The sequence below is a fragment of the Bacillus sp. 1780r2a1 genome (genome assembly GCA_024134725.1).
GTDB classification, from domain to species: domain Bacteria; phylum Bacillota; class Bacilli; order Bacillales; family Bacillaceae_H; genus Priestia; species Priestia aryabhattai_A.
In genome coordinates this window covers 1,997,841-2,018,617 of sequence record CP099863.1, presented here as the reverse complement: position 1 = coordinate 2,018,617, position 20,777 = coordinate 1,997,841, and the positions used below count along the sequence as shown (strand labels likewise).

General features: G+C 39.3%; 21 protein-coding genes. 2 read left to right on the top strand and 19 right to left on the bottom strand.

What is annotated here, in order from left to right; genetic code table 11:
- Positions 1-72: 72 nt before the first annotated feature.
- Positions 73-519, bottom strand: coding sequence for a DUF6376 family protein (locus tag NIZ91_10145; protein USY56982.1), 447 nt, complete (start codon positions 517-519; stop codon positions 73-75).
- A 343-nt stretch (positions 520-862) separates the two neighbouring features.
- Here NIZ91_10145 and NIZ91_10140 point away from each other — a divergent pair, with 343 nt between their 5' ends.
- Positions 863-1,441 carry an exonuclease domain-containing protein gene (locus tag NIZ91_10140; GenBank protein ID USY56981.1) on the top strand — a complete coding sequence of 193 codons (579 nt, stop codon included), beginning with the start codon at positions 863-865 and terminating at the stop codon, positions 1,439-1,441.
- 12 nt (positions 1,442-1,453) lie between these two features.
- Here the strand turns inward: NIZ91_10140 and NIZ91_10135 are convergent, their stop codons facing one another.
- The 13 genes from NIZ91_10135 to NIZ91_10075 all read right to left on the bottom strand — a co-directional run bounded on the left by NIZ91_10135 (position 1,454) and on the right by NIZ91_10075 (position 13,382).
- Positions 1,454-2,137, bottom strand: a complete 684-nt coding sequence (locus tag NIZ91_10135; GenBank protein ID USY56980.1) for a GNAT family N-acetyltransferase — start codon at positions 2,135-2,137, stop codon at positions 1,454-1,456.
- Between the two features lie 12 nt (positions 2,138-2,149).
- Positions 2,150-3,028, bottom strand: a complete 879-nt coding sequence (locus NIZ91_10130; protein USY56979.1) for a carbon-nitrogen hydrolase family protein — start codon at positions 3,026-3,028, stop codon at positions 2,150-2,152.
- A gap of 33 nt (positions 3,029-3,061) precedes the next feature.
- On the bottom strand, positions 3,062-3,565 hold the full coding sequence (gene mug / locus NIZ91_10125) for a G/U mismatch-specific DNA glycosylase (protein ID USY56978.1): 504 nt from the start codon (positions 3,563-3,565) through the stop codon (positions 3,062-3,064).
- 59 nt (positions 3,566-3,624) lie between these two features.
- Positions 3,625-4,950: an NlpC/P60 family protein gene (locus tag NIZ91_10120; protein USY56977.1), complete on the bottom strand. Its 1,326-nt coding sequence runs from the start codon at positions 4,948-4,950 to the stop codon at positions 3,625-3,627.
- 204 nt (positions 4,951-5,154) lie between these two features.
- On the bottom strand, positions 5,155-5,970 hold the full coding sequence (locus NIZ91_10115; GenBank protein USY56976.1) for a uroporphyrinogen-III synthase: 816 nt from the start codon (positions 5,968-5,970) through the stop codon (positions 5,155-5,157).
- A 25-nt stretch (positions 5,971-5,995) separates the two neighbouring features.
- The gene (locus tag NIZ91_10110) at positions 5,996-6,775 is read right to left on the bottom strand and encodes an IclR family transcriptional regulator (GenBank protein ID USY56975.1); all 780 of its coding nucleotides are present in this window, start codon (positions 6,773-6,775) and stop codon (positions 5,996-5,998) included.
- Positions 6,776-6,932: 157 nt separating this feature from the next.
- Entirely contained in the window at positions 6,933-8,297 is a 1,365-nt protein-coding gene (accC, locus tag NIZ91_10105; GenBank protein USY56974.1) for an acetyl-CoA carboxylase biotin carboxylase subunit, read from the bottom strand.
- A gap of 21 nt (positions 8,298-8,318) precedes the next feature.
- Positions 8,319-8,756: an acetyl-CoA carboxylase biotin carboxyl carrier protein gene (gene accB, locus NIZ91_10100; protein USY56973.1), complete on the bottom strand. Its 438-nt coding sequence runs from the start codon at positions 8,754-8,756 to the stop codon at positions 8,319-8,321.
- Positions 8,757-8,778: 22 nt separating this feature from the next.
- Positions 8,779-9,762, bottom strand: coding sequence for a biotin-dependent carboxyltransferase family protein (locus tag NIZ91_10095; protein ID USY56972.1), 984 nt, complete (start codon positions 9,760-9,762; stop codon positions 8,779-8,781).
- Between the two features lie 2 nt (positions 9,763-9,764).
- Complete coding sequence (gene pxpB / locus NIZ91_10090; GenBank protein USY56971.1) at positions 9,765-10,514, bottom strand: 5-oxoprolinase subunit PxpB; 750 nt, start codon at positions 10,512-10,514, stop codon at positions 9,765-9,767.
- Between the two features lie 14 nt (positions 10,515-10,528).
- Positions 10,529-11,314, bottom strand: coding sequence for a putative hydro-lyase (locus tag NIZ91_10085; protein USY56970.1), 786 nt, complete (start codon positions 11,312-11,314; stop codon positions 10,529-10,531).
- A gap of 56 nt (positions 11,315-11,370) precedes the next feature.
- Positions 11,371-12,600: a divalent metal cation transporter gene (locus NIZ91_10080; protein ID USY56969.1), complete on the bottom strand. Its 1,230-nt coding sequence runs from the start codon at positions 12,598-12,600 to the stop codon at positions 11,371-11,373.
- 17 nt (positions 12,601-12,617) lie between these two features.
- Positions 12,618-13,382 carry a LamB/YcsF family protein gene (locus NIZ91_10075; GenBank protein ID USY56968.1) on the bottom strand — a complete coding sequence of 255 codons (765 nt, stop codon included), beginning with the start codon at positions 13,380-13,382 and terminating at the stop codon, positions 12,618-12,620.
- 257 nt (positions 13,383-13,639) lie between these two features.
- Between NIZ91_10075 and NIZ91_10070 the strand changes: the two genes are divergently transcribed.
- Entirely contained in the window at positions 13,640-14,488 is an 849-nt protein-coding gene (locus NIZ91_10070; GenBank protein ID USY56967.1) for a C40 family peptidase, read from the top strand.
- A 37-nt stretch (positions 14,489-14,525) separates the two neighbouring features.
- Here NIZ91_10070 and NIZ91_10065 read toward each other — a convergent pair whose 3' ends face one another.
- From NIZ91_10065 to NIZ91_10045, 5 genes are all read right to left on the bottom strand, one after another.
- Positions 14,526-14,897, bottom strand: a complete 372-nt coding sequence (locus NIZ91_10065; protein USY56966.1) for a GNAT family N-acetyltransferase — start codon at positions 14,895-14,897, stop codon at positions 14,526-14,528.
- Between the two features lie 28 nt (positions 14,898-14,925).
- Positions 14,926-15,576 (bottom strand): MtnX-like HAD-IB family phosphatase, encoded by a 651-nt coding sequence (locus tag NIZ91_10060; protein USY56965.1) that lies wholly within the window; start codon positions 15,574-15,576, stop codon positions 14,926-14,928.
- Positions 15,577-15,597: 21 nt separating this feature from the next.
- Positions 15,598-18,798 carry a DEAD/DEAH box helicase gene (locus NIZ91_10055; GenBank protein ID USY56964.1) on the bottom strand — a complete coding sequence of 1,067 codons (3,201 nt, stop codon included), beginning with the start codon at positions 18,796-18,798 and terminating at the stop codon, positions 15,598-15,600.
- A gap of 126 nt (positions 18,799-18,924) precedes the next feature.
- A complete protein-coding gene (locus NIZ91_10050; GenBank protein ID USY56963.1) occupies positions 18,925-19,560 on the bottom strand; it encodes a response regulator transcription factor in 636 nt (211 codons plus the stop codon).
- Positions 19,561-19,572: 12 nt separating this feature from the next.
- Entirely contained in the window at positions 19,573-20,691 is a 1,119-nt protein-coding gene (locus NIZ91_10045; GenBank protein ID USY56962.1) for a GAF domain-containing sensor histidine kinase, read from the bottom strand.
- Positions 20,692-20,777: the final 86 nt, after the last annotated feature.

Below are 20,777 nucleotides of genomic sequence, written 5' to 3'. Positions count from 1 at the left end.
TAAAACGAAGCAAACACTGCTAACGTAGAAAAGGTATCGGGCTCAAATCCGATACCTTTTCCCTGTTCTACTTTATAATCCTAAATCTTCAATTTGCTTAACGATGCTTGAAATGTCTTGGATGGACTGAAATAGCTCCGTATTTTCAAGTACTGCAGGATCTAACTTTCCACCTTCTATATTTTCTAAATACGTATTGATTCCGTCTAGAGCTTTTTCATTTTGCTCAAGTACCTGAGCGTGTAAATCAGCTGCTAATTCAGGGGCATTAAGTTCATTGAAGCTCTCAATTTCCCCTTTCATATCTTCTAGCTTTGTTTCAAATTCCGCTGCAGCATTTGAATCTGTAATGGCTTGTTGAGCTAATTCAGGTGCTTCTTCAGCAAAAGCTTTGGCCTCCTGCACATAGTCTGTCGCTTCGTTTACGTACGTAAGCGTATCATTTGCTCCTTCTAACATTGAACAGCCGCCTAATAAAAGCGATGTGCTGGCTAGGATTCCTATTAACCATTTTTTCATTTGTTTTCCTCCTGAAAATTTATTTTCAACCTTTAAAGGTAGAAACTAATAAAAAAACCATCTTCACAATGTTTTTTGTAAAGATGGTTAAAATGACCTTTACCAAAAACATTTGGCAAAGGTCTCGCTAACAATATCACATATTGCCAACAAAGCCGGAGAGATTCTCTCGGAGTGACGACCTTGCTGTAGCAGCTACTCCCCTTTGGGAATTCCATATAAACTTCTACCATCATTCTACCCTATTTATAAGAAACGCGTCAATTTTCACGTAGGAATCGTTTTTCCATTTGAATAATCAATGGTAGAATAAGAGAATCATGATGATAAGGGAGAGAACGTCTTGTCTGGACAGTATAAAATACTTGCGTTTGTTGATATTGAAACAACCGGCTTAAGTCCCGCTAGTTGTGAAATGATTGAACTTGGAATCTTACTTTACAAATACGATGGACAGCTTCAAATCCTCACGGAGATAGACCGCTATAATGGATTCGAAATGCCGACATACCCAATTTATCCTCATATTACTAGGCTAACTGGGATTACAAATGAAATGGTGAAAGGTCAAAGGTTTGATGATCAAAAAGTAATTGAGCTATTTAAACAAGCTGATGGCATCATTGCGCATAATGCTTCTTTTGATCGTAGCTTTTTACTAAAGCGCTATTCTTTTTTACAAGACTGGAAATGGCACTGCTCAATGAGATCCGTGAAGTGGAAAGAATACGGGTTTATCAATAAAAAGCTAACAACGCTTCTAGATGCACATGGAATTTCTAGAGAAAATGCACACCGTGCAATGGATGATATAGAAGCAACTGCTTTCTTGCTACAAAAGATCAACCCAGAAGGTAATATATACTTAACCGAAGTTTTAAAGAAAGTCATGAGCAAACCAAAATCGGCTGTAAAACGCTAAAAAGCATCTCATTTAGCTGAGATGCTTTTTTTGTACCCAAAATGGATTTTTCCATTCCATTAGCGTTGCGTAGTTACAAGACTCTTCGTCTTCTAAATAGTTTTCTATCACTTTAAGCGGAGTTCGACCACAGCGTAGCAAAAATGTGATAACTGGATCTTGAATGGTACCTTTTAAGATTTCTTCGATATATTGCTCGGGCGTTAGCTTTCTTTGGTATTGATGGTAAGCAGGCATCCTGCCACCGCCTATTAATCTCTCTAGTTTTAAGTGAATAACATTGTCATACATGGCATTCATCATCCATTTCCCTAACCCTAGCTTACGGTAAGTAGGGGTTACACTAATGTCTACAACATATAATGAATTTCCATTTGGATCATGATTACGAATATAACCACTATCCGTAACGTCCTCCCACGTATGGTTTGGTGACTTAGGGTCAAACTGAACTAATAACCCAGTCATGCTTCCTACTACTTTATCGTTTACTTCTATACACAATGCTCCCTCTGGAAATAGGGTAATGTGATTGGTAAGCTGCTCGATATTCCACCATAAATCAGGCGGAAAGGGAGGTGGAAAACATTCTTGTTGTATAGCAATTAAATCTTGGAAATCAGCTTGATGATAATTTCGTATGATGGCAGGAACAGGCTTTTTTTCGTCAAATACAAAAAACTCTCTTCGGTACACATTCATCACTCCTTATCGCATCAAGACCTCTTCTTTTTCCCAATCGGTATACAAGTCTGTGCGGCGATCACGCCATGTTGTTACCGATCCGCTTTCTCGAACTTTATAGAGTAATTCCAAATCTAAGTCAGCTGTGACAATCATATCCTGATTAATTTCACCTTCAGCCATTAGCCCTTTAGGTGGAAACGGAACATCATTTGGGGTAATGATTGCAGCTTGACCAAAGTTGGCACGCATAAAGTCAACGGTAGGAAGTGAACCTACTGTCCCAGAGTTTACTACGTAAACTTGGTTTTCGATTGCTCGTGCATGACTTGTATAGCGCACGCGATGGAACCCGTGACGATCATCCGTACATGATGGGCAGAATATTACATCTGCACCTTTCGCTTTTGCCATACGGACAATCTCAGGAAACTCAATATCATAACAAGTAAGCAGCGCAACTTTTCCTTTTGTAGTTTCAAAAACCTGCAGGCTTTCCCCAGGCGTCATGTCCCACTCTTGTAGCTCTGTTGGCGTCATATGAAGCTTGGCTTGCTCACCTATACGGCCATCCGGGTAAAAAAGATGAGCTACATTATAAAGACGCCCTTCTCTTCTTATTACGTGTGTACCTGCAATAATATGAATGTTCATTTTAATAGCTAAACTCATAAATAAAGAACGATACTGCTCGGTAAAGTCCGGTAAATCCTGAATTGTTAATGCTTGCCCTTGATGATTACCTATCGACATTAACTGTGTTGTAAAAAATTCTGGAAACATAACAAACTCTGCTCCAAATTCTTCTGCTGTTTTTACATAGTGCTCAACTTGATGAGCAAATTCCTCAAAGGATTGAATTGTATGAAGATGATATTGAACCGCTGATACTCGAAGTTTCATAGGTTCCTCCTTCCCAAACTTATTCGTCTTTTTTTAGTAGAAAAAATCTGCTAACTCTCGGTAAATAGCCACGATATCGTCTACTTTCATTCGTACTAAGCCGCTTGAGGAAGGTGCCACGAAGTCAAGTGTTCCTTCAATAACTGGAACCTCTTGAATTCCCCAAGGAACGTTTCTACGTTTACTGTACTGTTCATAGACGCCTTTGCCAACAAAACAAACGACTTTTGGATGATACGTACGAATTTTATGAGCGAGCTGCTTTCGTCCTTCTTCGTATTCTTCTTTGGTGATTTCTGCAGCAGCTTTTGTAGGACGATCCACAATATTTGTAAGGCCATAGCCAAGATTCAGTAAATCTACATCTTCTTCAGGCTTATAAAGTCGTGGCGTTAATCCAGACTTGTATAAAATGTTCCAAAATCGATTGCGAGGGTGCGCAAAGTGATAGCCTGTCTCACTTGATCGAATGCTCGGATTAAAACCCACAAATAGAATTCGTAAGTCTTTCTTAATGCAATCTTGTACTAAATCCATGCCGTACCTCCTAAAAAAATCATCCATCTAGTATGAATGATTTTTTAGAAAATTATACGTTAAATACGAACAACACGGCCGTTGAATTTTTGTTTCCAATAACCTTGAGTCATATCTGCAATGCCAACGCCTTTGCTTTGAGCACCGATGAACTTACCATTTCCTACATAAATGCCAACATGTCCATCAGTTTTATAGGTATTGAAGAAGACAAGGTCGCCAGGCTGCATTTGCGTTGCAGAAATTTGTGTGCCCGCACGCTTTAATGTTTCAGTGCTTACATAGCCACGAGGTCCTAGCTCAACACCTACTTGTGAATATGCCCAGTGTACAAACGATGAACAGTCAAAGAATCCACGGTTAATATCCGCTTGCGTACGACCTCCACCAAATACGTATGCAGAATTGCCAATCCATTTGTTTCCTACGGTTGCAACATTGGAATGAGATGCAGCAGGAGCTGACTTAGCCGCTGGTGCTTCTACAGTAGCTTTTGGTGTAGGATTTGGATTTTCATTATCTTGAGCGGGAGCGGCTTTTTCAGCAATCGTTTGGCTTGAAGCTATAGATACCTGCTGTTCAGCTTTTTCAGCTGCTTCTTTTTGTTCTTGCTCTCTTTGCTTTTCAGCAGCAATGCTGTCTGTTAATGATTGTTCTTGAGTTGATAAATCCGTCTCTTGTTCAGTTAAAGATGCTACCTGTTGCTCGTTTTCTGATTTCTTATCATTCAATTGAGCAGAAAGTGTCTCTTGCTCAGCTTTTTGTTCAACTAAGTATTCGTTAATACCGTTTAACTCTTCTTTCATCGCTTCAAGGTCTTTTAACTTACCTTTTATAGAAGATTGTTTCTCTGCTACTTCATCCTGCATTTCTTTTGTTTCTTTTAAAATATCACGGTCTGCGTTAATAATTGTTGACACGGCTACCGAGCGATCAACAAAGTCAGAAAAGCTTTTGGAACCAAGAAGGACTTGAACGTAATCAACACTTCCCCCAGCTTCTTGAAGTGCTTTTGCACGCTCCGCTAAAATTTGGTTTCGTTCTTCAAGCTTCTCATTTAACATATCAATGTCTTTTTGAAGGCTGTCTATTTTCTTAGTTGTCTGCTTAATGCTGTCTTCTGTGTCTGCTACTTTCTTTTCATTTTCCTTAGCTGCTAGTTTTAAACGCTCCAACTGAGCTGATAAGCTGCTTTGTTCTTTTTCCAAGCGTTTTTTTTCTTCGTTTGCACTGGAAATTTTCCCTTGCAGTTCTTCTTTCTCTTGTTGAATTGTTGTTTTTTGGCTTTCCATTTCATTTATCGTTGAGGCGAATGCTTCAGTTGAAAACACGCTTGATAATCCTAAAACAACTGCGGCATTGGCAAAAATAGCTTTTTTATTCACTTTAAACTCCTCCATTACTTCATCTGTCTAATCATCTATGTATATATCGAACTATTATTGTCGAAAAATAGCTAAAAATAGTCTTTTACTACGAAAATTATACCACGATGTATTTATATGAAATATTACAATTTCATTTCATAATTGGAAGACTTAGTGAAATACAAGAAAAAAATAGCACGCAAACGCGTACTATTTTCCTGATTATTTCTCTATAGTTTGCTCATAGTATTGCTCTAGGGCTACAATCGCACTCCCCATTCGTTCTTGTAGCGGAACGACCACGCGCTTCACACCTTGTTCGTTTAACGCTGCAGCCGTTACTTTTCCAACGGATAAAGCCACAACGTCTGTCTCAAATGCTTCTAAAACCTCTTGTTCCTTTCCTTTTTCACGCGCAAACGAAAAAAGGTTACGAGGCTGCGGGGCACTTGTAAAATTGACTGCGTCTACCTTCCTAGTTAGTATTTCATCTAACAGTTGCTCCATCACGTCAGGTTTAGGAGGAATGTGCTTATAAGGAAGAATATCCTTGGCATTTGCATTTTGTTCATTTAAAAAGTTCATTAAAGCTGGAGCCGGGTCTCCATGAAGCTGAAGCGCAACTTTACACCCATCAAACGAGTGGCTCTGCAATTCTCGAACGAGACCAGCTGTACTGCCATCATCATCACGAACAGTTGGTGTAAGGCCTAATTTCTTTAACATATTAATGGTTTTATAGCCGCGGGCTCCAATTTTAGCGTTTTTTAATGCAGCTAAAAATTGGGAAGCTAGCCCCATTTTATCAGCCGTATTGTACAAGATTTCCGTACCAATACCCGTAGTGAAAATAAACCAATCGTACGCACCTTGAACAAGTTCTTTTACATCTTCTTCAAGATGAGTGTCATCTAAAAAAATGGTTCCTTGTGCCGGTCTAATAAGAGCAATTCCACCTAAGTTTTCTACGATTTTTTTGATGGCCTCTACTTTTCGCTGACCAGCAAGAGCAACTCTTTTTCCTTCTAATCGTCTCATTCGTAAACTCCTCCGTTTATGTAAATTACTGCGCAAATGGAGATGTGTGCTGAGGAATATATCCTAGTTTTGCAGAAATCTCCGCTGCAGCCGCTGTTACTTTTTTTATTAAAAACGGCATTCTTTCTTCATTAAAATGTGCATCAATTCCCGCAACGCTAATTCCAGCTGCAATTTCGCCTTTATGGTTAAAGATTGGAGCTGAAACTGCTGTTGTATAGTCTTCTAGTTCAGAATGACTAATTGTATAGCCGTTTACACGTGCTTTATGAAGCTCTTCATTTAATTTTTCTTTGTCGGTAATTGTGCCTATCCCTATTGGTTGTAAATCAGTTATTTCTAAATAACGCTGCTGTTCTTCAGACGATAGAAAAGATAGAATGATGCGAGAACATGCACCAGCGTAAAGAGGTGATTTTCGTCCAATCGAGGTATACAGACGCACGGGATGCACAGCTTCAATCTTTTCAATATACATCGCTTGATCTCCATCGCGAACAATCAGGTTAACAGCTTCTTCCACTTCATCGCGAAGCGCTTGCATAATAGGTAGCGCAAGCCCTCTAACATCGAGCCGATCGGCTACAAGCTGACCAAACTGTAAAAAAAGAAGGCCAAGTTCATAGTGACCATATGGATCTTTCGTTAAAAAGCCCATTTCTTCTAAAGACCCAAGCATTCGGTGAAGTGATGTTTTAGGAATATTTGTCTTATCCATTAATTCGTTAAATGTAAGGCGAGGGTAATCAATGAACAGCGTTAGAATGCTCATCGATTTCATAACCGTTTTATTTTTATCTTGCATACTCACGCTCTCCTTTAATTTGAACATATTTTCACAATCTTTGTTTTATTATACAACAAACTAATGGAAAGCACCTTATTTTAGGATGTTTTTTCACGTTTAATTAGATATAAATAAGAAAGAAAGCACCCTATAGAAAGGTGCCTTCTTTTACTATTTATGAAGTTGCTACCTGCTGTGGATGAATCTCATACATGTCCAAAAACTTCGTTGTAAAATCTCCTTCCACAAATTTTTCGTGTTCTAGAAGAGATAAGTGAAACGGTATTGTTGTTTGCACTCCTGTAATATAAAACTCACTGAGTGCACGCTTCATGCGCTGAATTGCTTCCGTACGGTTTTTTCCGTAAACAATAACTTTAGCAATCATCGAATCATAAAAAGGCGGAATGGTATACCCTGCATATACTGCGCTATCTACGCGCACCCCAAATCCTCCAGGTGGAATGTAGCCTGTTACAGTTCCGGGTGACGGCATAAAGTCACGCCAAGGATTTTCCGCATTTATACGACACTCGATTGCACATCCAGAAAAAGTAATGTTTTCCTGTGTGAAGGGTAGTGGATAACCTGCCGCAACTGTAATTTGCTCTTTAATCAAATCTACGCCTGTTACTAACTCGGTTACTGGATGCTCAACCTGAATGCGCGTATTCATTTCCATAAAATAAAATGCACCGTGTTTATCAAGTAAAAACTCAACCGTACCCACACCATAGTAGTTCACTGCTTTGGCAGCTTTCACAGCAGCGTCTCCCATCTCGTTTCGTAGCTTTTCGTTAAGCGCTGGTGATGGTGACTCTTCAATGAGCTTTTGGTGGCGTCTTTGGATAGAGCAATCTCGTTCTCCTAAGTGAATAACATGCCCATGCTTGTCGGCTAAAATTTGAATTTCAACATGACGAGGGTCTTCAATAAACTTTTCTAAGTACACTCCTTTATCTCCAAACGCTTTTTCTGCTTCTTGCTGAGCTTGACGGACTGCTTTGTGAAGTTCTTCTTCATTAAAAGCCGTTCGCATTCCTTTACCGCCTCCACCAGCAGACGCTTTCACGATGACAGGGTAACCAATTTCTTTTGCAATCTCAGCGGCCTCTTTACTGCCTTTAATTAAACCGTCGCTCCCTGGTACAATTGGTACGTTGGCTCGCTTCATAGTATCACGCGCCTTTGATTTAGCACCCATATCTAAGATTGCCTGAGATGAGGGACCAATAAACGTTAGCCCATACTCCAGGCAAGCATCTGCAAACTGTGCACTTTCAGATAAAAAGCCATATCCAGGATGAATTGCATCTGCATGCGAAACGTCCGCTGCGCTGATGATGCTTTTACTGTTTAAATAGCTGTCTTTAGGGCTTTTTCCACCGATACAGTATGCTTCATCAGCCATCTGCACATGAAGAGCATCACGGTCTCCAGTAGAATACACGGCTACAGTTTTGATGCCAAGTTCCTTACATGCGCGAATCACACGAACAGCAATCTCTCCTCTGTTAGCAATCAACACTTTTTTAAACATGATCTCACTCCTTATTAGCCCTCATTGCTTGATTAAAAATAGAGGCTGGTCGTATTCGACAATGTCCCCGTCTTTCACAAGAACCTCTACAATTTCTCCTTCGATTCCCGCTTCTACTTCATTAAAAAGCTTCATTGCCTCTACGATACAGACGATATCGTTAGCATTGACTTTATTCCCTTCAGAAACAAAAGGTGAAGCTCCTTGTTCATGAGAAGAATAAAATGTTCCAACCATAGGAGAACGAACTTCATGAACTGATTTTGATACCTCTTCATTTTTTAATGGAGACGTGGGTTCTATCTCATTGGATTTGCTAGGGGGTATTACTTTTGTTTCCTCTTTCGTTAGTGATTTATCGAGAACAATCTTTGTTCCATCATGTTCCACATGTAGTTTTTGAATGCCGCCTTCATTCATTAAAGATATAACCTCTTTTAACTCCGCAGTGTTAATCATTCTTTTCTCTCCTTTTGCTTTTTTAAGCTTCTTTTTGATAAAGTGCAATTGAACACGCTAACTGCTTCATAGTTTTTTCGTTCTCTAAATAAATTTGTTCAGCTTCTTCTAGCGTAATATATTGAAAATAAATGCTTTCCCCAGGCTTTACCTGAGCTAGAATTGGCAAGTCAGCCGTGATGACCTGAGCAATTTTTGGATAGCCACCCGTTGTTTGTCGATCTGCTAATAGAATGATTGGATTTCCATCTGGCGGTACTTGAATGGATCCATTCGTTACGGCTTCTGATAGCAACTCTACTTTTTCACTAAGTGCAAGCTCAGGACCTGCAATTCGATAGCCCATACGATCTGATTGAGTACTAACTTTAAAGGCTTGCTCACTAAATGCATGTTGACTTTCTTTAGTAAACAAATCAAATTGACTGCCTTTTATTACACGGATAATCGGCTTTTTTTCAAACGATAAGCGCTCGTGAAAATTCACATACCAGTTTGGCATATGTACATGACTTGCCACCTTTACATGCTGCTGTTGAGAAGTAGTGAATTTAATTACATCGTTTGCTTGTAATGCGCGCCCTTTGTAACCACCTAACTCACCACGTAAATATGTACTTTTACTATTCATAACAGGAGATATTGAAAATCCACCTTTTACTGCTAAATAAGCTCGACATCCTTTTTTACAGGGTCCAAATTGAAGGGTACTTCCTTTTGATACGTAAATCGGCTTCCACATGTGTACAGGCTCATTGTTAATGTTGGGTGCCAAATCGCCACCAGTGATAGCGATTACACAATCTTTTTCAAATTCAAGTGTTGGACCCATTAAAGTCATTTCTAAACAAGCTTCTTTTTCATCGTTTGCAACTAACAGATTTGCTACGCGTAAAGAATACGTATCCATAACTCCGCTCACTAAGACACCGTGTTTTTGGAAACCAGTTCGTCCTAAGTCTTGTATAGTCGTTAGTAAACCTGGTTTTAAGACCTTTATGCTCATGCTTATCTCTCCTTTGTAAAATTTAAGAATTCACGCTCTGTAATAGGGATGAACTTGACGATATTGCCTGCTTCAAGTAAACTAGGCGGATTTTGCTCTGGTAAGAACAAAGGCTTTGGTGTTTGACCAATTAGCTGCCATCCTCCAGGTGTAGAGATTGGATAAACGCCTGTTTGCATTCCTGCAATCCCAACAGATCCTTTTGGAATATTGGAGCGAGGAGAAGGCCTTCTCGGCGCCTTAATTTTCTCTGACATGCCGCCTAAGAATGGGAATCCTGGTGCAAATCCGACCATATATACGAGGTATTCGCCACTCGAATGAATAGATACAACTTCATCAGGAGTCAAATTATTAATCTTCGCTACGTCCTGTAAATCTGGTCCGTATTTACCACCATAACAAACTGGTATTTCTACAGTTGAAGAAGTTTGATCTTTATCGTCTGGTAAACTAGCAAGCTTTTTTTCTACTAAACCCGAGACAATTTTAAAAGGAGATGTTAAAGATGAACCTTGCATTTGATACGTTTGATAGACAATAAGCGGGTCGTAAAAAATCGTTAAGTTTGTAAATGCAGGGACACTTTCGATAAAGCCTTCAAACGGCGTATCTTCAAGTGCCATCATAAGCGTCATAATTTGTTTATGAGTACCGACGCTCATTTCTGAACCGAATGTTACAACAATTGCGGAATCCCCAAGCGGTGTAAGCTCTGCGATTGTCTTCTTTTTATTTACTACTTTAATCATGTTCTTCACCTCGTTTATAAAATTCCCAGCTCATCATCACGTATATCCGTAATGAGCATATGTCCTGGAGCGTGCGTAATCATAATGGATGGCTTAACCTCCATCGCAACGGCTTGTGGTGTAACTCCACAGGCCCAAAAAACAGGTACTTCTCCTTCAAGAATGGTTACTGCATCACCAAAGTCTGGCTGGTCAATCTGTTGAATGCCAATTTCTTTTGGACTCCCAATATGAAGAGGGCCTCCATGAACAGAAGGAAAACGAGAAGTCACCTGCACCGCGCGAGGTACGTCCCGATAAGGCATAGGGCGCATACTTACAACCGTTACTCCTTTAAATAAACCCGCTGATTTGCATTCAATATTGGTTTTATACATAGGAACATTACAGTTCTCTTCAATATGCCGGACTGGTATACCGTTGTTTAACAAAGCGTCTTCAAACGTAAAGCTGCAACCAATCAAGAAACCTACCATATCTTCTTCCCAAAGCGATGTAATATCTGTTACCTCTTCTGTTAACACACCTTCGCGATACACACGGTATTTAGGTAAATCCGTACGAATATCTGCTCCTTTGGCAACGGTTAAATACGGCGAACCGATTTCTGTTACGTCTAACAGTGGACACGACTTTGGGTTACGCTGACAAAATAGTAAAAAGTCATACGCATGTTCCTGTTTTAAGATTGCTAGATTTGCCTGAGCATATCCATTTGCCATCCCTGCTGTTGGTCCAGTGATTTTCATTTCACGAATGAGCTTACGGATTTTTTCTGGTGTTTCAGCTGCATAACTCATATTTGGTCTCCTTTCAACAATACGGAGGTGAATAAGACCATTCACCTCCAGCTCCGTTATTTAAATAATAAAGGCAGTTGATTAATTAATGTGTATCCTCCCATTAGTGCCATCACAATTACCACAAGACTACCTGAGACCGTTAACCAAAGAGGATGTTTGTAATCCCCTACAATATCTTTTCGGTAAGCAGCAACCAAGAGCGTTCCAAGGGCAATTGGCAAAATGAGTCCATTTATTGCGCCAACTAATAGCAATACTTTAACGGGCTTTCCAATAACTACAAAGCAAAGTGTCGATAAAATAATAAAACCAATAATCACCCATTTATGATGCTGCTCTAATCGTTTGCTAAATGTACGAATAAACGATACAGATGTGTAGGCTGCTCCAATAACAGAGGTAATAGCCGCTGACCACATAACAACTCCAAAAATTTTATAGCCAATGTTTCCTGCCGCTAACTGAAAGACTGAAGCGGGTGGATTGCTTGGATCAATTTGAAGCCCTTGTGATACAACGCCAAGAACTGCTAAAAAAAGCGCAATACGCATAACAGATGTGATTAAAATGCCAACTACTGAGCTTTTGGTTACCTGTGGTAGAGCATCAACACCTTTTATTCCTGCGTCTAATAATCGGTGACCTCCAGCAAACGTAATATACCCACCTACAGTTCCACCTACTAACGTAACAATCGCTACAATATCAATCGTATCGGGCATTACTGTTTTTACTACAGCTTCACCAACAGGAGGGGCTGTTTTAAACGCTACAAAAAACATTAAGCCAATCATGACAAAACCTGCGTACTGTGTGAAACGATCCATAGCCTTTCCAGCTTCTTTAATTAAAAAGATTGCTACTGCAATGATTGCACTTACAATCGCTCCGTATTCAGGTGCGATGCCAAACAAGGCATTTAATCCTAATCCAGCCCCTGCAATGTTTCCCACGTTAAAAGCAAGACCTCCCATCACAATGAGCCCAGCAATTACATAGCCAAGTCCTGGTAGCACCATGTTAGCAATGTCTTGTCCTCTTCTTTCAGATACAGCGATAATTCGCCATACGTTGGTTTGTGCAAAAATATCTAAAATAATTGAAACTAAAATAACAAACCCAAAGCTAGCTGCTAATGTTTGAGTAAAAACAGTAGTTTGAGTTAAAAAACCAGGACCGATAGCAGACGTGGCCATTAAGAAGGCTGCTCCCATCATAAGCGTCCAGTTTAGTTTAGGGACAGGCGAAAGTTGCTGTTTTTTTGCTTGTTTTATTGGCTCCATAGTAGTTCCCCTCTCAATTATCGGTATGACACAGCGGTACGCGTAATATCTGCTTGTTTAAACGCTGAATTGAGTGCGTATGCAAACTGCAATGCATGGGTACCGTCTCCATGAATGCAAACCGTATCAGCTTGAATAGGTACTGCTGTTCCTTGCTGAGACTGCACTTCTTTATACTCAATTATTCGAATAACTTGATTAATCGCTACTTCGTCTTCTTCGATTAAAGCACCGTTCATTGTTCGAGGAGTTAAAGAGCCATCTTCTTGATATGTACGATCAGCAAATACTTCATTAGCTGTTTGAAGGCCTAATTCTTTTCCTGCTTTTATCAGTTCACTTCCGGATAAGCCAAATAAAACAAGTTCAGGATTCACTGCATATACAGCTTCAGCAATTGCTTTGGATAATGCAGCATCTTTCGCCGCCATATTATAAAGAGCACCATGTGGCTTTACATGTTGCATAGTGCCCCCCTCAGCTTTTACAAATCCGTAGAGTGCACCAATTTGATATACGACTAAATCATAGGCTTCACTAGGCGTAATTTGAATATTTCGACGTCCAAACCCGCGTAAATCTTGCAAACCAGGATGAGCACCAATGGCCACATCATGATGCAACGCAAGTTTTACGGTTTCTCGCATAACGGTTGGATCTCCAGCATGGAAGCCACATGCGATATTAGCCGAAGAAACAAACTTTAAAATCTCTTTATCGTTTCCAATCTTATAGACTCCATAACTTTCACCTAAATCACAGTTCACGTCAATGCGTTTCATTTCTTCATCCCCTTATCTATCTTGTTGTACCGAAAAACGGAACTTAAATTCCGTTTTTCGGTTAAATTGATTTTATCATTTAAAAGTCTGCTGCACAAGATAGTTGTCAGAACATTTAACATATTAGGTCAATTCTATTAATTAAAAAGTTCTTGGATAGGTATTTCACTACAGGAAAAAAGAATCTCGAAATCCAGAGTTTTCTAAGTCATAATTCAAAAGGTAGTCTTTTTATAAAAGCGAAGAGGAGGAAAAAAATGAAAAAGCGTCAACTAATTGCGGCTGCAATTATAGGTATCAGCTTACTTTGGACTTCACCTACTAAGTTTAACGCAGCGGAAATGGATACTACTAAAGTGGTGGAGGCTGCTCATGGATTAACAGGAATTAACTATGTTAGCGGTGGTGAAACCAAAACAGAAGGATTCGATAGCTCAGGGTTCATTTACTATGTAGTAGAAACAGCTTTAAATGTAGATATGCCACGCACGCTAGAAGGACAAAGTGCACTAGGAACAGAAGTAAATAAAAGTGATTTAAAAGAGGGAGACCTTTTGTTTTTCTCTACAAACTCTCCTTCCCTTACAAGCGCTGCAATTTATATGGGAGATGGACAGATGATATTTCCTTCTACTTCAAAAGGTGAAGTTGTTAAGGAAAGCTTCAAAGATAGTGCATTTTGGAATGAACATTTTGTGAAAGCAAAAAGACTCAGTGCCTCTACCTTTTCATTTTCAGACTATAAAATTGTCTCTGAGAGCCGGGAACAACTAGGTGTTTCGTACCAATTTGGAGCAGAAAGTCCAGAAGATGGTTTTGACTGTTCGGGCTTTATTCAATATGTATTTAAAGAAGCGTATAACGCAGCACTCCCACGCTCTACGGATCAACAATGGAAGTTTGGTACATATGTCAAAAAAGAGGATCTACAAGTTGGAGACGTTGTCTTTTTTGAAGATACATATCGCAGCGGAATTTCGCATGCGGGTGTTTACATTGGTAAAAACCGCATGATCCATGCCAAACATAAAGAAGGGGTTACCGTTGATTATTTAACGGACAAATATTGGCAAGATAAATACGCCGGTGCTAAAAGAATGCGCTAATAAAAAAGACCATCTTCAAGCCTGAAGATGGTCTTTTTTATGACAGTATCTCTTTGACAAAAGTAGTGGGGTCGCTTTCAGCTGTTTTAAACCCTAATCGTTCCCAAAACTGGTTGTATCTTTTGTCCTCAGAGACGTTTAGCTCTACTTGAGTTGCATGACACTTCTCTTCAAGTAAGAGATAAGCTTGCGTTCCGAAACTATACCCTTGATAGTCGTTGTGAATAACGAAAGTATGAATGTGACAAGTGCTCTTAATGGTTTCAGTGTGCACATAGCCAATGTACGTGTCCTCTAACTTAATTAGAAACTGCTCCCCAACTGACTTTATGTTTTTCGTCTTCGTTGATTTTAACATTTCTTCAACGATATAGTGTGTATCTGCTACGACCGTTTCAAATGTAATCATGCTGTTAACTCTCCTCTTGTAGATATGTTTAGTTCCACAAACCTTTTTGATTAAAATACGATGTAATTTCTTGAAAAGACGCTACTTTCACGTGCGGAACGTTCTTTTTGTCCAACAAATCTTGGAGAGCAGATTTTGCAAACGTGATGTCTGCGTAAGCTGCTGGGTGTGAATCCGGTTCACTATCACCAGCAAAATAGACCTGCTCGTATCTTTTCTTGAAATCCTGAATAACTAACGATTTGTCAATTCCGTAACGATCAGAATAGCTCCAGTGCTTAGGATCAATTTGCAAATGAACATTTTTTTCCTGGAACACACCGGTGTTTGAAAGCACCTCGACATTCTCTACACCATGCTTTTTCAGAAGAGGTCGAATGTAGTAATCTGAACCTGCACTTAAAATATAAAAATCTCCGCCTCTTTTTTGCACTTCTCCAATAAAAGCAGGGACTCCAGGATCAATTTCAATTTCATCGATGTCTTGTAAAATAACGTCTTCGTTTTGGTTAATTGAGCTGAAGACAGTAGACAGAAAGTCAATGTCCTTCAGCTTACCCGCTTTCCATTCTGTATAGAGCTTTCTACCTTCAGGAAAATATTTTTCAATCACAATCCAATAAAAATCCTTTTGAGAAATGGTACCATCAAAATCCGATACAAAAGCAAAACGTTTCATTTTATCTTCCTTTCATATGAGCTACATCTCTAAAAGTTCTCGTAGTTCCTCTTCAGATAGACTTGTTAGCATCGTTTCACCTGGTTGAATGACCTGGCTAATCAATTCTCTTTTCTTTTGCTGCATCTCATAGATTTTTTCTTCAATTGTGCCTTGGGCAATTAAGCGAATCACTTGTACAACATTCTTTTGACCAAGACGATGAGCCCGTCCTGCAGCCTGTTCTTCAACAGCTGGATTCCACCACAAATCGTATAGAATGACGGTATCTGCTCCCGTTAAATTTAGCCCTGTCCCACCAGCTTTTAACGAGATTAGAAAAATATCGTGCTCGCCTTCATTAAAACGATTGGCCATTTCTACTCTCTCTTTCCCGTCTGTTTGACCATCCAAATAGAAAAAGGAAATGCTCTCTTCTACGAGCTTTTCTCTAATGATATGAAGCATGCTGGTAAACTGTGAAAAAATCAGCATCCTTTTCCCATTAGCTAATGCTTGATGCACGGTTTCTAGCAGCTGCTCGAGCTTGCTGGACTCCGCTTCGTAATTTTCAATAAAGAGCGCAGGATGACAGCAAATTTGACGTAAACGCGTTAATCCAGCTAAGATTTTCATGCGATTTCGCTGAAAATCCTCCGTTGTTAACGAGCTTTTCAACTGCTCTAAATAGCCAACGTACAGCTCTTTTTGCTCTTTTGACAACTCTGAGCGCTGCGTGGTTTCAATTTTATCGGGAAGTTCTTTTAGAACATCCTTCTTCACGCGTCGGAGAATAAACGGACGCACTAATTTACTAATACGCTCTGAAGACATCTTTTTAAAACCTTGCTGGCTTGGTAACAAGCCTGGTAATATCGTTTGAAAGATAGACCACAGTTCTTCAAGTGAGTTTTCAATAGGTGTACCGCTTAATGCAAAGCGCTTTGGAGCAGCTATTGTTCGTACCGCTGCAGCTGCTTTCGTAGCATAGTTTTTAATTGTTTGAGCTTCGTCTAAAATTAGAGCATGAAACTCTTTTTCTTTATATAAAGGCATATCTTGTCTAAGCGTTGGATAAGACGTAATAAAAATATCCGCGCTTTCTTGAAGCAAATCGCTTCTCTCTTTTGGAGTTCCAACAATCGTTTGCACCTTTAAAGAAGGCGCAAACTTCTCAAATTCATTCTTCCAATTGTAAACTAAGGAAGCGGGTACAACAATTAGCGATGGCTGTAATACATCGTTTTGTTCTTTTTCTGAAAGTAGATAAGCAATCGTTTGAAGCGTCTTTCCAAGTCCCATATCATCAGCAAGTATGCCTCCTAATGAATACGCGGATAGGGATTTAAACCATCGAAATCCTGTATACTGATAGTCTCGAAGCTCTGCATACAAACTAGAAGGTAGACGCCAATTACTTTCATCAGGTGCTCCAATACGTTTAACAAGCGTTTGAAAAGCTTCGCTTAATCGACCTTTAGCCTGCTGTGATTGACCAAGAATTTCTTCAACCTGCATTCCTTTATAAAGCGGGACGTGAAGGCGATTTTCTTCTAGCTCTTCTTTTTTTACATTTAGCTCTGTAAACAAGTCCCGAATTTGCTGAAATCCATCTTGCTCAAGCGAAAGAAATGCCCCGTTATTTAAGCGGTAATATTTTTTCTTTTCAAGTACAGATTTCAGGACTTCTTGTACCGTTTTATCATCAATTCCAGCTAAGTCAAAATTAATTTCTAATAGATTGCTTTGCTGTTCTAAATCAATACTTGTTACCAAGTTTGAAGCATCATAGAGCGTTTCTTGTTTTGCTTCTTCACTTATACGAATGTCTACAAGTCCTTCAAGTTGAGGAAGAATACGAAACAGGAATTCAAACATCGCTTCTTCATCTTGCTGAAGATAGAGCTGATTTTTATAAATATTAATGGGTGCGTGTTCAATAATATCCATAATAATTGCTTCTTTTTCCATGTCTCGTACCAGAATAAACCTTGGTTTTTCATCGGTATTCTGGAATGGGTTAATCGCAAAATCACCGTAATGATATTCAAGCGTTACAAGAATTTGTTTGCTTTCTTTCTCTACCCACAGTTTTGCCTGTAAAGGTGGAGACATAACTTGATTTTCTACCGCTTGTGAAATTTTCACTTCTCCTACTTTGCGTAAGCCAGGTACTACTTGTGACAAAAACGTTCCCATCTGTTCATCATCAACCGATAAAATTGGCTGAATAGGCATATTTTCCAGCAATCCTTCTACAAGCTTTCGCTGCTTCTTCGTGAGTTCGTAAAAATGACCACTCGCAAAAATCAAACGATAACGATTGAAAAAAGAAGCTTCGTCTAGCTCTCGAAAATTAATTTGAAACTCTTTGGCTTGGTTTTCATCAATAAAAAAAGAAAATGGAAGACCTTCTTTTTTCAATAATACATCTCTATATGTCTCATCTTCATGAACAAAAGTCCAATCTCTTCCTTTCAATGCGTGTAAAAGCGGCTTTGCTACAGACGTCGGGATAACAAGCTCTTTATTAGTAACCGTTCGTCTCGGAGAAGCGTAAGTTTGTTTATAAAAACGTTCGCTTTCAACAATTTGCTGTAAAAGATTAAGAACCATTTCATCTTCTCTCGTAAAATAATGTACGATTGGATCATATGAAAATCGCTTGGTAAACTCATGAGGTTCATCTTCGGCTACATCTTCTAAAAAAGATCGCAAATCTTTTACAACGTAGGTTCGATCAACTCCTACCTTCACCTCAATTGTTAAGTAAAGCTCCTCGTCTCGAGAAAAGCGTTCTGAATGAGACTTACAAATATATTCAACCGATAACTGTTCCTTCTCATCCTTGCTGTCATTCTCGATAACGGATTGATGAAAATCTGCGAAGGATTGAATAAAAGAATTGACGCGCTGGTGTTCATAGCTTTTCCGCCGAGATGTTGATGCAACGTCAGTCTTTGTTGCTTGCTGTTCACAAATGGCTAAAAGAACCGCTACCTCATGCTTACATTCACCAAATTCATGATAAGCTAGGCACTCACAAGAAGAAGCGTATCCTTGTTCTTTCATTTGAATCATAACCGTATATGATTCCGTTCCTTCAACAAATCCTATCCATGTTTTCGTTTGTTCATTGTATTCTAAGTCTGTAACTCGCTGTTGTTGATAATATGTATGACCTCTATAGTAGGTTCGACTTGAATACGCATCTTTTAAATACGCTTCATTTAACATTCGCATCTTTTAACTCTTCCTATCGCTAATTTTTTCCTCATAAAATAAATCATGCTCAAAAATACTTGAGCATGATTTATTTAATCTCTCCATTATACCATGTACATCCATTCGGTACTACCTAACCTATTTTTAAACATGATGCTCTACAGCATATAGAGCAGCTTGGGTACGATCTTGAACCTGAAGTTTTGATAGGATGTTTGAGACATGCGTTTTAACCGTCTTTTCTGTTATATGTAGAGCAGCTGCGATTTCTTTATTGCTTTTTCCTGAAGAAATTTCTTTTAATACTTCACGCTCTCGCTTGGTTAATAAATCTAACAACAAAGGCTCTTTTTTTACCGGTTGCGTTAATTTATTTAATAAGTGCGCTGTTATTTTGGGGCTTAGCTGATGTTGACCGTTTAGTACATTTCGAATTCCCACTATCAGCTCATCCGGGTCACTTTCTTTTAGCTGGTAACTTTCCGCCCCTGCTTCTAAAGCTGGTATGACGTGATCTTGATCTGAAAAGCTCGTTAGAATCATTACTTTCACGTTTGGCTGCTCTTGCTTAATTTGTTTAGTAGCCTGAATGCCATCAAGCCCCGGCATTGATAAATCCATCACCACAAGGTCAGGCTTTAGTTCTTTCACTTTTTGGACGGCTTCCTGCCCACTTGACGCTTCTCCTACAATTTCTATATCAGGCTGGGTCTGTAAAAATAACGCTAACCCTTTGCGAACGACATGATGGTCATCTGCAATTAAAATACGTATGTTCATCGTTCTCTCTCCTTAAAAAGGAACAGCAATTTGAATCGTTGTTCCTTCTCCTAGTTTACTAGTTACATGAAATGTACCAGATTGCTTCTCAACTCGCTGCTTCATTGCTTTTAAGCCAATTGTAGGAAGCATTGCTGATTCATACTCTTCGTAGCAAAAACCCATCCCTTTATCACTAACGGTCATAGTAACCTTTTCTTTTTGAATCGATAAAAGGAGTTTTACATCATGTACACCTGCATGCTTTCTGCAATTGTTCATGGCCTCTTGCCCAGCTCTAAAAAGCATTTCTTCCACGGAAGCTGGTAAAAAAGCCGTGCCTTCTCGAATTGCGTTTACGCTTAAACCAATCATTTCACCATAGCTTGTTAACGCACAAACAAGTCCTTGCTGCAACCCATCAGGACGAAGCTGTAAAATCAGCGCTTTCATCTCCGCTTGCGCTTGGCTAGCCGTTTGTTGAATTAGTTCAAACATGTCCCCCGATGCCCCGTGGCCAATTTTTGTTCCTGCTTTAGCAGTGAGCTGAATTGAGAATAAAAGCTGATTAACAGAATCATGAAGATCTTGTGCTAAGCGATTTCTTTCATCTCTAAGTCGCATCTCTTGTTCTTTCTTTATTAAGTCTAATCTTTTCAGAGCCGTCCCGATTTGAAGCGCGACAGCACCTAATATATCTAGCTCTTGTTGATTAAAATACTGTTTTCCCGGTGCCGCAACGTTCAATATGCCAAACTGTTCTTTCCCTGAATAAAGAGGAACGGTTGCATGATGAGTGATGTTATTCGTTTCGCCCCAATCGTGAACGGTAGCTTCATCCAGCCTTTTGCACTCCATTGTATTTGTTGCTTTTGTTAGTTTGCCGTTACAATAGCGGCTAACACACCAACAGCTGCCATTACGCATAGGTTCAATTTGATGATTCGTTAACCCATCAGGTAAATTATGAGCAGCCATGAGTTCATAATTTCCACACTCGTCAATTAAAAAAATCCACCCCGTATGCAGTTGAGTTGCTTTAAGCAGTTGGACCAGAGTACCTTGAAGCATTTTCTTTACGTCTGTACTTTCATTTAGAATTTCTGCAATGTCTTTTAATATTTTTAGTTCATTCAACTGTTCGTTTGTCATCTTCATCACCTAATTTAGATATATAGCTATTGTACCATATAGCAATGGTAGTTCATTCCAACTACCGCTTGATTTTTGAAAATATA

Coding starts and splice junctions, on each gene's coding strand:
- NIZ91_10145 (USY56982.1), bottom strand. CDS start 519: ATGAAAAAATGGTTAATAGGAATCCTAGCCAGCACATCGCTTTTATTA.
- NIZ91_10130 (USY56979.1), bottom strand. CDS start 3,028: ATGAAACTTCGAGTATCAGCGGTTCAATATCATCTTCATACAATTCAA.
- mug (USY56978.1), bottom strand. CDS start 3,565: ATGGATTTAGTACAAGATTGCATTAAGAAAGACTTACGAATTCTATTT.
- NIZ91_10115 (USY56976.1), bottom strand. CDS start 5,970: ATGAGACGATTAGAAGGAAAAAGAGTTGCTCTTGCTGGTCAGCGAAAA.
- NIZ91_10110 (USY56975.1), bottom strand. CDS start 6,775: ATGCAAGATAAAAATAAAACGGTTATGAAATCGATGAGCATTCTAACG.
- accC (USY56974.1), bottom strand. CDS start 8,297: ATGTTTAAAAAAGTGTTGATTGCTAACAGAGGAGAGATTGCTGTTCGT.
- accB (USY56973.1), bottom strand. CDS start 8,756: ATGATTAACACTGCGGAGTTAAAAGAGGTTATATCTTTAATGAATGAA.
- NIZ91_10095 (USY56972.1), bottom strand. CDS start 9,762: ATGAGCATAAAGGTCTTAAAACCAGGTTTACTAACGACTATACAAGAC.
- pxpB (USY56971.1), bottom strand. CDS start 10,514: ATGATTAAAGTAGTAAATAAAAAGAAGACAATCGCAGAGCTTACACCG.
- NIZ91_10085 (USY56970.1), bottom strand. CDS start 11,314: ATGAGTTATGCAGCTGAAACACCAGAAAAAATCCGTAAGCTCATTCGT.
- NIZ91_10080 (USY56969.1), bottom strand. CDS start 12,600: ATGGAGCCAATAAAACAAGCAAAAAAACAGCAACTTTCGCCTGTCCCT.
- NIZ91_10075 (USY56968.1), bottom strand. CDS start 13,382: ATGAAACGCATTGACGTGAACTGTGATTTAGGTGAAAGTTATGGAGTC.
- NIZ91_10070 (USY56967.1), top strand. CDS start 13,640: ATGAAAAAGCGTCAACTAATTGCGGCTGCAATTATAGGTATCAGCTTA.
- NIZ91_10065 (USY56966.1), bottom strand. CDS start 14,897: ATGATTACATTTGAAACGGTCGTAGCAGATACACACTATATCGTTGAA.
- NIZ91_10060 (USY56965.1), bottom strand. CDS start 15,576: ATGAAACGTTTTGCTTTTGTATCGGATTTTGATGGTACCATTTCTCAA.
- NIZ91_10055 (USY56964.1), bottom strand. CDS start 18,798: ATGCGAATGTTAAATGAAGCGTATTTAAAAGATGCGTATTCAAGTCGA.
- NIZ91_10050 (USY56963.1), bottom strand. CDS start 19,560: ATGAACATACGTATTTTAATTGCAGATGACCATCATGTCGTTCGCAAA.
- NIZ91_10045 (USY56962.1), bottom strand. CDS start 20,691: ATGACAAACGAACAGTTGAATGAACTAAAAATATTAAAAGACATTGCA.